The 13,243-nt window shown below is 37.2% G+C and carries 11 protein-coding genes; all 11 read left to right on the top strand.

All coding sequences use genetic code 11. The features are described from left to right. The 11 genes from secA to KH109_RS02980 all read left to right on the top strand — a co-directional run bounded on the left by secA (window position 1) and on the right by KH109_RS02980 (window position 13,243). Complete coding sequence (secA, locus tag KH109_RS03030) at window positions 1-2,436, top strand: preprotein translocase subunit SecA (RefSeq protein ID WP_105089104.1); 2,436 nt, start codon at window positions 1-3, stop codon at window positions 2,434-2,436. Window positions 2,437-2,557: 121 nt separating this feature from the next. Beyond that, window positions 2,558-3,665, top strand: a protein-coding gene (gene prfB, locus KH109_RS03025; RefSeq protein ID WP_295215601.1) for a peptide chain release factor 2 whose coding sequence is annotated in 2 segments (ribosomal slippage) — window positions 2,558-2,614 and window positions 2,616-3,665 — 1,107 coding nt in all. Because the reading frame shifts where the segments join, the coding sequence is not laid out codon by codon here. Between the two features lie 8 nt (window positions 3,666-3,673). Next, on the top strand, window positions 3,674-4,369 hold the full coding sequence (locus KH109_RS03020; RefSeq protein WP_024066682.1) for an LmeA family phospholipid-binding protein: 696 nt from the start codon (window positions 3,674-3,676) through the stop codon (window positions 4,367-4,369). A 12-nt stretch (window positions 4,370-4,381) separates the two neighbouring features. Next, window positions 4,382-6,424, top strand: a complete 2,043-nt coding sequence (locus KH109_RS03015) for a DUF5693 family protein (RefSeq protein WP_295215599.1) — start codon at window positions 4,382-4,384, stop codon at window positions 6,422-6,424. Continuing rightward, window positions 6,417-7,517: a polysaccharide pyruvyl transferase CsaB gene (gene csaB / locus KH109_RS03010; protein WP_119208223.1), complete on the top strand. Its 1,101-nt coding sequence runs from the start codon at window positions 6,417-6,419 to the stop codon at window positions 7,515-7,517. The genes KH109_RS03015 and csaB overlap by 8 nt, the downstream gene beginning before the upstream one ends. Before the next feature lie 33 nt (window positions 7,518-7,550). Beyond that, window positions 7,551-8,387 (top strand): transketolase, encoded by an 837-nt coding sequence (locus tag KH109_RS03005; RefSeq protein ID WP_060924672.1) that lies wholly within the window; start codon window positions 7,551-7,553, stop codon window positions 8,385-8,387. Beyond that, window positions 8,387-9,319: a transketolase family protein gene (locus KH109_RS03000; RefSeq protein ID WP_295215595.1), complete on the top strand. Its 933-nt coding sequence runs from the start codon at window positions 8,387-8,389 to the stop codon at window positions 9,317-9,319. The genes KH109_RS03005 and KH109_RS03000 overlap by 1 nt, the downstream gene beginning before the upstream one ends. Before the next feature lie 14 nt (window positions 9,320-9,333). Continuing rightward, on the top strand, window positions 9,334-10,020 hold the full coding sequence (ftsE, locus tag KH109_RS02995) for a cell division ATP-binding protein FtsE (protein ID WP_295213585.1): 687 nt from the start codon (window positions 9,334-9,336) through the stop codon (window positions 10,018-10,020). Beyond that, a complete protein-coding gene (gene ftsX / locus KH109_RS02990; protein ID WP_024066929.1) occupies window positions 10,010-10,897 on the top strand; it encodes a permease-like cell division protein FtsX in 888 nt (295 codons plus the stop codon). Before ftsE ends, ftsX begins: the two co-directional genes overlap by 11 nt. 5 nt (window positions 10,898-10,902) lie before the next feature. Next, a complete protein-coding gene (locus KH109_RS02985; RefSeq protein WP_173015022.1) occupies window positions 10,903-12,102 on the top strand; it encodes a M23 family metallopeptidase in 1,200 nt (399 codons plus the stop codon). 1 nt (window position 12,103) lies between these two features. Next, window positions 12,104-13,243: a S41 family peptidase gene (locus KH109_RS02980; RefSeq protein ID WP_295215590.1), complete on the top strand. Its 1,140-nt coding sequence runs from the start codon at window positions 12,104-12,106 to the stop codon at window positions 13,241-13,243.

Raw genomic sequence — 13,243 nt, 5'->3', positions numbered from 1 at the left:
TTGTTAAGCTTTTTACAAAGGCTATTAGGCAATAATAACGCAAAAGAAATCAAGAAAATGCGTGCTATTGCTGATCATATTAATGAAATTGAACCGAATTATGTTAAATTAAGTGATGCTAACTTAGTAGCAAAAACCGATGAGTTTAAACGTCGTTTGCAAAAAGGGGAAACGTTAGACGACATTTTACCAGAAGCATTTGCCGTAGTTCGTGAAGCGTCTAAACGCGTGTTAGGCATGCGTCATTTTGATGTACAGTTGATTGGTGGTATTTGCCTTCATAGAGGTAATATTGCAGAAATGCGTACTGGTGAAGGTAAAACATTAGTTGCTACATTACCAGTTTATCTAAATGCTTTGACAGGCAATGGGGTGCATGTTGTTACAGTAAATGATTATTTGGCGACTCGCGATAGCGAACAAATGGGGCGTTTATATAACTTCTTAGGCCTTTCTACAGGTCTTATTGTAGCTAATCTCGATTTTAACCAACGTAAAGAAGCATATGCATGCGACATTACATATGGTACAAATAATGAGTTTGGTTTTGACTATTTGCGCGATAACATGGTATCTGATGTATCACAAATGGTACAACGTCCATTGAATTATGCAATTGTCGATGAAGTTGACTCCATCCTTATCGATGAAGCGAGAACTCCATTAATTATTTCTGGTCCTGGTCAACGTTCCACAGATAATTACTACAAGTTAGCTAAAATTGTTCCTCATCTTGTGAAAGATGAAGATTATACAATTGATGAAAAACAAAAAACTATTGCACCTACAGATTCTGGTATTGCTAAAGTAGAAAAAATGCTTGGTGTTGAAAACTTGTATGATTCAGAAAATATTGAGTTAAATCATCTACTTGGTGCATCTCTTCGTGCATATGCTATGATGCATCGCGATACTGACTATGTAGTTAAAGATGGTGAAGTTGTCATCGTCGATGAATTCACAGGTCGTTTGATGTTTGGTCGTCGTTATTCCGATGGTTTACACCAAGCAATCGAAGCTAAAGAAGGCTTGAAGGTTGAACGTGAAAGCCAAACATTAGCTTCTGTTACATTCCAAAACTATTTCCGAATGTATAAAAAGCTTGCTGGTATGACTGGTACAGCCAAAACAGAGGAAAAAGAGTTTATCGATATTTACGGTTTGGAAGTATTACCTATTCCTCCAAACAAACCATTGGCTCGTATAGATTTGCCTGATCAAATCTTTAAAACAAAGGCAGCTAAATATCGTGCTGTAGTACGTAATGCTGTAGAACGCCATCAAACTGGTCAACCAATTTTGATTGGTACTACATCTATTACACAATCTGAAGAACTTTCAGATATGTTATTACGTTCAGGGGTACCACATAAAGTATTGAATGCTAAACATCATGAAAAAGAAGCGGAAATTGTAGCAGATGCTGGTCAAATGGGTATGGTGACAATCGCTACAAACATGGCTGGTCGTGGTACTGATATCACACTTGGTGAAGGTGTCCCTGAATTAGGCGGTTTGGCTATCTTAGGTACTGAACGTCATGAAAGTCGCCGTATCGATAATCAGTTGCGTGGTCGTGCTGGTCGTCAAGGTGACCCAGGTTCCTCTCAATTCTTCTTATCCTTAGAAGATGATTTAATGCGTATCTTTGGTGCTGATAATATTACAGGTATCATGGATAAACTAGGCATGGAAGAGGATGAGCCTATTGAGCATTCTTTGATTACTAAATCTATTGAACGTGCTCAAAAGAAAGTAGAAGATCATAACTATAATATTCGTAAATATGTCCTTGAGTATGATGATGTTATGAATCAACAACGTGAAGTATTATACGAACAACGTCGTCGTATTTTACGTAACGAATCCTTACGTGACACAATCAATGAAATGATTGATAAACTTGTTACTGAATCTGTAGATGCTTATGCAGATGAAAAATTATATCCAGAAGAATGGGATTATGAAGGTCTTTATAAGCATTTAAGTCAATATTTCTTAACAGAAGAGATTATGTCCTCTCAAGATATGGAAGAGTATAGCCGTCAAGAATTGTTAGAACGTTTACTTGAAATTGCTCATGCTGAGTATCAAGATCGCGTTGATATGCTTGGTGATGCTATGTTTGGCCAACTTGAAAAGGCTATTATGTTGCGCGTTGTTGATAACAAATGGATGGAACATTTGGATAATATGGATATGTTGCGTGAAGGTATTGGTCTTCGTGCATATGGCCAAAAAAATCCATTGGTGGAATATAAATTTGAAGCCTTTGATATGTTCCAAAACATGATTGCTGCAATTCAAGATGAAACAATCATGGCGTTATACAAAATTCGTGCACAATTGATTCAAGAAATTGAAGAACCAGTTGACCACTTAGAAGGTGCACAACCCCATCATGAAGATGTGTTGGAGCCACAAAACATAGATTAAGATTTGTGAATGGCACGTTGCTCAATGGGATTTCCTTCTGGGCAACGGCCATTTTTCTATTTTATTAAGGTGATAATTTATCGATGTAATAAGCTAATAAGTAAAAGGTGGTGAACATAAATTGTTAGAAGATTTAAAACCGATTATTTCTAATCTTGAAGAACGTATTTATGGAATGAGGGATTCACTTTAACATCGCTCAGAAAGAGGATCGAATCTTTACACTAGATGTACAAATGAGCGACCCTACATTTTGGGACGATCCAGATAAGGCTCGTGAGATTTCTCAAGAGGCTACACAATTAAAGAATGCTGTAGAAAGCTATAAACAACTTGTTAGTGACATCGAAGATGCTAATGTAATGCTAGAGATGGCTATAGAGGAAGATGATCGTTCTCTAGAAGGAGAGATTAAGGATTATGTTCAACAAATAGAAGAAACTGTAGAAAAACAAGAGGTTCTTTTATTGCTTAGTGGTGAGTATGATGCTAATAATGCGATCTTAACATTCCATGCTGGTGCAGGTGGCACAGAGGCTCAAGATTGGTGCTCCATGCTGATTCGCATGTACTTGCGTTGGGCTGAAAAAGCAGGATTCTCTATTGAATTGATGGATGAACAACCAGGTGATGAGGCGGGCACAAAATCTGCTACATTTTTAATTAAAGGTGAAAATGCCTTTGGTTATTTGAAATCTGAAAAAGGTGTACATCGTCTAGTTCGTATTTCACCATTTGATGCTGCGGCACGTCGTCATACATCCTTTGCTGCTGTTGATATAATGCCAGAAATTGATGATACAGTAGAAATTAATATTGATATGAAAGATGTACAAGTAGATACATATCGAGCTAGCGGTGCTGGTGGTCAGCATATCAATAAAACTGATTCTGCTGTACGTATGACGCATAGGCCAACAGGTATTGTCGTTCAGTGTCAAACTCAACGTTCTCAAATGCAAAATAGGGAACAAGCATTACGTTTATTACGAGCAAAATTATTTGAATTAGAATTAGAAAAACAAGCAGAACTTAAAGAGCAAATAGGTGGTACATACCAAGCCATTGAATGGGGCAGTCAAATTCGCTCCTACGTATTCCACCCATATAATCTCGTTAAGGATCATCGTACAGGGGTTGAAACAGGGAATGTACAATCCGTTATGGATGGTAATTTAGATCAATTTATGGAAGGCTTCTTGAAAAAAGAAGCAAATTTAACAATTTAGGAGTTCTTATGAAAAAGTTTTTACTATTCCTACTAGTGCTGATTATTGCCTTGGCAGCAGCAACACAATTTTTATTACCTTCTTATATTAGTTCTCGTATTGAAAAACAATTAAATGATTCCCTAAAACCATCTGCTCAAACTGTAAATGTTGAGTCTCAACCAGGATTCAAATTACTTTATGGTGAAGCTGATCATGTGTACGGTTCTTTAGATGATGTAAAACTTGGTAAATTAAATTTTGCAAACTTCAAATATGATGCAACACAAATTCTAGTTAATCCAATTTCATTATTGGCTAGCCAAGAAATAGATGTTGTTAGAGTAGGAAACTCAAGTATTGACGGTATAGTTACTAATGAAGATTTAGCAACATTTTTAAGCACTCAAGCAGGCAGTGAAATTCAAGATGTACAAGTAAATATTAGTAAAGATAACATTAGTTTAACTGGCAAGATGAATGTAGGTATGGTATTTAAAGGCGCTGTTAAATTAGATGGCAATTTAGAATTAAAGGATAATACTTTATTATTTGCACCTAAGAAATTCACCATTAATGGTGCAACTATCCCAGGTTTAACATCTAATGTACTAGAAGCTACTGAAATCTATAACTTCAATAACTTCCCTATTCCTGTAAAAGCAGAAAGCTTAACTATCGATAATGGTGAAATTCACATTAAAGTTAAACCAGTGCTCAACTAGAAAGGATTTGTCGTGAATCATCGGAACACCCAGAAAAGTAAGTACTCTTGGATTCTTATATTATGTATTATTGTAGGCCTTGTATCCTCTTTATACTTAGTATTTGAACGCCATCAGATAGAAAAATCTCAAAACCATATAGAAAATATCGTAGATTATGATGCTGTTTTACGGGCTAATGCATTTGAAAAACGTAGTCAACAAGAGGCCTTTGATGCGCTTCGCAATGCAGGTGTAACAGCATTTGCTATTTATGATCGCACCTTAGAAAAAGCGAAAGATGCAGGTCAAGTTAAGGTATTATCTTCCGAAGAAATGGATTCTGTCCGTGTTAATGGGACATCCGTGAAACATGGTGCAACTTATGTAGCTTTGATTTCTGGTAAAGAAGGCTATTATAAAGAAATTCGGGAAGATTTATATCATCGTATTGGTAAAGATAAAGTAAAAGAGCTCAATACAAGTATTGGTCCGGTTCTCGAGTTATATGGTGCTACTGCAGATAGCTATCTAAAAATGAATCTTGGTATTTCCAAGCTTCAAGCTCAAGAGGTTGCTAATCGTGGATTTAATGTTATTGTTCGACCTACAAATTACAGAAATGTAACGTCTGAAGATCTTCAATATCTATTTAAACGCCTTGAAGGAATTCCACATGTTACTGGTATGATTTTTGCTGGTAAAGAAGCTCTTGGTGCGCCTAACTTAACTGATGAAACCTTAGAATTATTACATAAAAATCACATTCCTTTAGTTGGTATCGAAGCTGTTAACCAACTTCAATATGAGCCACAACAAGGTTTCTTAGAAATGGCTGCTAAAGAGAATTATAGCGTTGGTCGTGTATATACAATTGCTAAGGACGAATTAAAGAAAATTACTCCTGAAGAAGCGGCACAACGTTTCTATATTAGTGATATTGAACGAAATATTCGTTTCAATTTATTCCCTATGTATGAAACTGGTGTAAATAATGAAACAGTATTACAAACTACCATTAACTATATTGGTATGACTACTGAAAAATTATCTACAAAAGGTTATGAATTTGGTCCTGCTGATATTTATCCACCATATACACCTAATCCATTGTTAGTTGTTATTACTATGATAGGTGCTATTGCACTGTTTGTTTACGTTGGTCAAATGTTACTTCCAATGCGTAAACATACACAATTGGTCGCATTCTTTGGAATATCTCTTGTATCTGTAGTATTATTCATCATTACAAGTGGCACACTGATTACTCAAATTTGGGCCTTATCTAGTGCTATTGTGGCTCCTGTAGGTGCTATGATCCGTTTGATGGAAGAATGGCGTCGTTATGATGGTGCTCGTCCATTAGGTGCTATTAAATCTACCGTATTAGCAGTTCTTTATCTCGTAATTGCTGCACTCTTTGCAGCTATTGGCGGTATGTATATTGCATCTTTGCTAGGAAATACGAAATTCTTCATGGAATTTGCTATCTTTAGAGGTGTTAAGTTAACATTTGTACTTCCAGTTGTATTGGTGATTATCGCTTATTTACAACGTTTCCCATTGTGGAAAGGTCGTATGATTAACTCTAAAGAAGAAGCAAAGAAATTTGTAGTTGAATTTTTAACAATGGATGTTAAGTTCTACGTATTCTTTGTAATGGCTGCTCTTGGTGGCGTTGCATGGGTATTTGTTGGCCGAAGTGGTCATACAGCAGGTGTTCCTGTACCAGGATTTGAACTCATGCTTCGTCGTTTTCTTGAAAATACAATGTATGCAAGACCTAGAGAAAAAGAGTTCATTATTGGTCACCCTGCATTAATGTTAGCTACATTTGCATTCCTACGCAAATGGCCTACAGTGATCCATTTCTTATTAACTATTGCTGGTGTTATTGGCGTAGCGTCTATGGTTGAAACATTCTGTCATATTAGAACTCCTGTATTCATGTCTATTATGCGTGGATATGATGGTTTGTTAATTGGTGCGCTCTTAGGTTTGCTTCTTATCATTGCTGTTCGTTTCATGATGTATGTAACACAATGGTTCCAAGCTCGGGAGGTTGACCATGAGTAATATTGTTATCTCTGGCTACTATGGTTTCGGTAATGCTGGTGATGAAGCAATGCTTTGTGCTATTATCGATGCCATTCGTAAAGAGGAAGCAGATGCGCATATTACTGTTATTTCTGGTAATCCTACAGAGACGAGCAAAAAGCACAATATTCATGCGGTGGGAACATTTTCTGCATTCGGTATTCTAAAGGCTATTTCAAATTCTGATTTAGTTATCAGTGGTGGAGGCAGCCTGTTACAAGATGCTACTAGTATTCGCAATACATATTACTACTTAAGTATTATGGCTTTAGCAAAAATGATGGGTAAAAAGGTGATGCTATACTCACAAGGTATTGGACCTTTAAATCGCCCTTCTACAAGGAAAGCTGTTAGCTTTGTTTTGCGTTTTGTTGATACTATAACGGTTCGTGATTCTATTTCTAAATCTGAATTAGATTCCTTAGGAATTGAAGATGTTGAGGTTACGGCTGATGCTGTATTAGCCATGCAACCAGCTGATTTGAATATTGGAAAACGCATTCTAGACGGCTATACATCTAAGCTACCTATATCCACAGAAGCTCCAAAAAGAATCGGAGTAGCTGTTCGTAGTTGGAAAGATGATACAGAATACCGTGAATCACTAGCCAATGTCTTAAGTCGACTGCAAGAACAGGATAATGTAGAGATTATATTTATACCTATGTCTCATCCAGAGGATACAAAAGAAGCTAAAATTATTGCTAGTTATATGCCAAAAGGAGCTATTGTTCTTGAAGGACCATTCTCTACAGAGGAACAAGTATCCTTGTCGGGTAATGTGGACCTTATGATTGGCATACGTCTTCATGCATTAGTATTTAGTTCTTTAATGAAGAAACCTGTAATTGGCATTTCCTACGATCCTAAAATCACTAGTTTCTTACATATGATTGGTCAAGAACCAATCGGTACAATGACCCATCTTAGAGAAGAGGCTTTATATCAGAGATGTCATAAGCTCTTAAATTCAAGAGAAGAGTACCAAGCATCTTATGATCGTATTGAAGCATTACGTGTTAACTCTCAACGCAATGCAGAAATCGCTATTTCATTACTTAAAAATTATTAATATATTGGATCTAATCCAGAAAGTGAGGTCTCTATGGCTACATTAACACAAGATGTTAAACAACTAGTTCAAGAGAAGGCAAAAGCTATTCGCGTGAGTATTGTTCAGTCTGTAACGGCAGCGAAATCTGGTCACCCAGGTGGTTCTCTATCCATCGCCGATGTGATGGCCTTGTTGTACTATGTAGAAATGAATGTAGATCCAGCAAATCCAAAAGCTCCTAATAGAGATCGCTTTGTCCTTTCTAAAGGTCATGCAGCGCCTGCATTATATGCTACATTGGCTGAAAAAGGTTATTTTTCTAAAGATGAACTTTTGAATTTACGTAAAATTGACCATATGTTACAAGGTCACCCTGATATGAAACATATTCCAGGTGTTGATATGTCCACAGGTTCCTTGGGTCAAGGTATCTCTGCAGCATGTGGCATGGCATTGGCTGGTAAAATTGACAATGCAGATTACCGTGTTTATTCCATTCTTGGTGATGGTGAACTTGAAGAAGGTCAAGTATGGGAAGCTGCTATGTTTGCTGGCCATTACAAACTCAATAACTTAACTGCTTTTGTCGACTTTAATGGTCTTCAAATTGATGGAGATATTACTAAAGTTCTTTCTCCATTGCCTATTCCTGAGAAATTTAAAGCTTTTAACTGGAATGTTATTGAAGTAAATGGTCATGATCTTGATGAACTTCATAATGCTATTGAAGCAGCTAAAGCTTTCACAGAAGGTCCAACTTGCATTGTAATGCATACTGTAAAAGGTAAGGGCGTTGAAGAAATGGAAGGCCAAGCAGGTTGGCATGGCAAAGCACCAAGCGCTGAGCAAGGCATAGCCTTTGTTAATGAAATTATGGGGGTACAATAATGGGTAAAGCAACACGTGAAGCATATGGTAATGCGTTAGCTCGCATCGGTAAAGAAAATACAAATATTATCGTATTAGATGCAGATTTATCAAAATCTACTAAAACTGATACATTTAAAAATGTTTGCCCTGAACGTTTCTTTAATGTAGGTATTGCAGAACAAAATTTGATTTCTGTTGGTGCAGGTCTTGCAGCAGCTGGTAAAACCCCATTTGTTTCTTCCTTTGCAATGTTTGCAACAGGTCGTGCATTTGAACAAATTCGCAATGCTGTATGTTATCCAAAATTGAATGTAAAAGTTTGTGCTACTCATGCAGGTATTACAGTAGGTGAAGATGGTGCTACACATCAAAGCTTGGAAGATATTTCTTGTATGCGTACACTACCTAATATGACAGTAGTAGTACCTGCGGACGAACGTGAAACAGAAGCTGTAGTTGAATGGGCTGCATCCTATGATGGTCCTGTATACGTTCGTTTGGGCCGTGCTGGTGTAGATGATGTAACAGCTGAAGGTTATACTTTTGTACCGGGTAAATCTACTACTTTAGTTGAAGGTTCTGATGTAACAATTATCGCTTGTGGTGCTTTGGTTGGTCCTGCTGTTGAGGCGGCAAAAACCTTAGCTAAATCTAATGTATCTGCACGCGTTATTAATATGGCATCTATCAAACCAATTGATGCAGATGCAATCGTAAAGGCAGCTACTGAAACAGGTGCTATTGTTACAGCTGAAGAACATAATATCATTGGTGGCCTAGGTTCTGCTGTGTCTGAAGTTGTTGTTGCTAATAAGCCAGTACCTATGGAATTCGTTGGTGTTCGAGATACATTTGGGGAGAGTGGTACACCAAAAGAATTAATGGCTAAATATGGCTTAACAGCAAAAGACATTGTAGAAGCAGTAAAACGTGTAATCACTCGTAAATAATCAAAGGGGATCCCATGATTGAATTTAAGAATGTTAGTAAAGTCTATGATAATGGTTCTGTTGCATTAGACGATGTGTGTTTAACTATAAATGACGGCGAATTTGTCCTCATTTGTGGTCACAGTGGTGCAGGGAAATCAACTCTATTTAAATTATTAACTCATGAAGTAGTACCTGACTCTGGTACTGTTATAGTTGATGATTTTGATGTTACGCGTATGAAGCGTAGTAAAATTCCAAAATTACGTAGAAAGCTTGGTGTTGTATTCCAAGATTTCCGGTTATTACCGAATAAAACGGTATCAGAAAATATTGCTTTTGCACTTGAAGTAATTGAAGAGAAACCAAAGGTAATTAAAGAAAAGGTAAGTCATGTACTAGAGCTTGTTGGGTTAACTGACAAGGCAAATGATTTACCAGAGGATCTATCTGGTGGTGAACAACAACGTGTTGCTATTGCCCGCGCCATTGTAAATCGACCATCTGTGCTCATTGCTGATGAACCGACTGGTAATCTAGATCCTGATACAAGTAAAGGTATTGTAGATTTGTTTAAGCATATCAATAATTTTGGCACAACTGTTATTATGGTTACCCATAATATGGATCTTGTTTCGTATTTAAATAAACGTGTTATTCGTCTTAAAGATGGTCGCGTTCAAAGTGATAACATGAGAGGTGCAGAAATTAATGAAGCCTAGAACATTGAAATACTTTTTTAAAGAAGCCCTCAAATCTATGAAGCGTAACGGTCTTATGACGTTAGCATCTATTTCTACAGTGGCTTTATCTCTATTTATGCTTGGGGTATTCCTTTGCGGTGTTATTAATTTGAATAACATGGCATCTAGCTTAGAGAACCAAGTTCAATTGAGTATTTACTTAAAAGATGGTTTAACAACTGACCAAATTATGGCGGTAGGTAAGCAAATTAAAGCTATACCAAATCTTAAGCATTTGGAGTTTGTTAATAAAGAGCAAGCTATGAAGGAATTCAAAGCTCGTCTTGGTGATCAACAACAATTAGTAAATGCCCTAGGTGATGTAAATCCATTGCCAAATTCTTATGTATTAACCTTTGATAATCCTAGTGATGTTAAGGCCACAGCTAAATTAGCTACTACATTCCAAGGTGTTGAAAGTACACATTATGGTCAAGATATTGTGGAAGAACTCTTCCGTATAACTCAAGTTATCAGAATTGGTGGTATCGTATTAATTGCATTCTTAGCAGCAGCTACATTATTTATCATTTCTAATACAATTCGTTTGACTGTGTTCGCTCGTCGTAAAGAAATTGCCATCATGAAATATGTAGGTGCAACAAATGGCTTTATCCGTTGGCCATTCTTGATAGAAGGCATGTTATTAGGTTTAGTTGGAGCTATTATTGCCGTTCTTTGTGTAGGTGAATTCTACCATTTTATTACTATGGAAGTTTCTGAGTCTTTAGCATTCTTCCCATTAGTACCAATGTTCCCATTCTTCTATGATGTGGCTATCTATATTTTAGTTGGCGGTATTATAGTAGGTGCTATTGGTAGTACAATTTCTTTAAAACAATACATGAAGGTGTAATGTTTATGAAATACAACACAATCAAATCCCGTCTGGTGGCAACAATTTTAACAGGTATAGTAGTACTGGGAACACCACTATACATTGTTGCGGAAGATGAGGATTTAACGAATCAATTAGATTCAATTCAACAACAAGTTAATCAACAAAACTCTATTAAAGCTGATGCTGAAACTGTCATTGTAAGCGTATCTGAACAGTTGCGTCAAATTGAAGAGCAATTGCGTCAAGCTCAACAACAGTTAGAGTCTATTCAACAACAACGTGTAGCCGTTGAAAATGATATTACTGTTAATGAAAAGTTACTAGCAGAAGCACAAAAACGTTTAGAAGGACGTGAGTCCGTATTTTATAAGCGTGTACGTGACATTTATATCAATGGTCGTCTAAGTTATTTAGATGTTGTTATTGGTTCTAAAGACTTTAGTGATTTTGCAAATCGACTAGAGATTTTAAAACGCATTATTGATGCTGACATTAAATTAATCGATGAAATCAAAAAAGAACGTGCTGAAATTGCTGCACGTAAGCAAGCTCTTGAGCAATCTCGAGCTAAATTAGTGGAGCTTGAAAAGGCGGCAGTAGCTAAACAAGCTGAAATTGAACAAAAGAAGAAAGAACGGGAAGTCGTTCTTCAAAAAGCACAAAATGATCGTGCCACTGCAATGCAAGCTGTGGAAGAACTCAATGCTTCTTCCGCTCAAATTACTGCACTATTAAAAGCACGTCAAGCGGAACGTGCAGCGGCTCGCGCTGCTGCAGAAGCGGCGGCCGCAGCAGCAGCTCAACAGTCTGCACCAAGTTACTCTTGGGTGCAAGGTTCTGGTCAACTGGGTTGGCCTGTAAGTGGTGAAATTACTTCTCCATATGGTTATCGTACGCATCCAATTTGGGGAACAACGATTTACCATTCTGGTATAGATATTGGTGTTGATGAAGGTACACCTGTTCATGCTGCTGATGGTGGTACCGTTGTTTGGTCTGGTTGGATGGGCGGCTATGGTTATGCCGTAGTTATCGACCATGGTAATGGCATGTCTACCCTTTATGGCCATAATTCTGAGCTTGCTGTCTCTGAAGGACAAGATGTATCTAAAGGTCAAGTTATAGCCTATGCTGGTAGCACTGGTAATAGTACTGGACCACACGTACATTTTGAAGTTCGTATAAGTGGGGATCCTGTGGATCCTATGGGATATTTATAATATGAAATTTGATACACGTACGGTGTTATGGAGCCTATTGAAATACATAGGCTCTGGCATCGTTATTATGTGGCTCATGTTTTGGTATCTATCTGGTTCATTCTGGGGGTTACCAAGACTATTTGTAGCCTACTATGCTGCGAGTCAAGTCTTTATGACACCTATGTCTAAAGCTACCCTTTATGATGGTATGTTAAAAGGTTTGATTGGCTCTTTGGGAGAGCCTCATAGTGTTTATTTAGATGCTGATGAATTTAAGTCCATGAAAATGCAAACATCTGGTACTTATGCTGGTGTAGGCATGGTTCTTGGGCATGATGATAAAGGTTTATATGCAGTTAGTATTATGGAAGATCAACCAGCTTTCAAAGCGGGTATTAAACCTGGCGACCATATTATTGCTATCGATGGTCAATCTACAAGTGATATAACTGTAGAAGATGCATCCTCTCGAATTCGAGGTGAGGCAGGTACTGTTGTAGCCCTTGATATAGAGCGCAATGGTGAAACATTGCACTTTGATATCACTCGTGAATCCATTGTGTTACCAACTGTTAAAAGTAAAATGCTCACAAGTACAGTGGGATACATTCGTATCAGTCAATTCGCTGAGAATACAGCTGATGATTTTGAAACACAGTTTAAAGAATTGCAATCTCAAGGTATGAAGGCACTGGTGTTAGATCTCCGTGATAATCCTGGTGGTTTGTTATCTACAACAGAAAAGATTTCTAACTATATTATGCCTCCAGGTACACTAGTAACGGTACAAAATCGAGCTGGTAAAAAAGATGTTTATAAGTCGAATGGCCCAGAAGTAGCTATGCCATTAGTAGTTCTTGTTAATAAAGGATCTGCTAGTGCATCTGAAATTATAGCTGGTGCTATTCAAGACCGTAAACTAGGTACTATTTTAGGTACTAATACATATGGTAAAGGTACAGTTCAAACTATTTACCCTAGCCTTGATAATGAAGGCGTTAAGGTAACTATAGCTAAATACCATACACCAAATGACCGTATTATTGACGGCATTGGTATTAAACCAGATGTAGAGCTTGATCTACCAAAAGGTGTAAATCCATCTAGTACATTAGATGATATTCAAATTAAAAAGGCATTAGAGTTATTACAGCAATAA

The organism is Veillonella sp. (assembly GCF_018381775.1).
In the GTDB taxonomy this organism is placed as follows: Bacteria; Bacillota; Negativicutes; order Veillonellales; family Veillonellaceae; genus Veillonella.
Note: the sequence above shows the minus strand (reverse complement) of the source record. Positions and strands in the feature narration are given on the sequence as shown.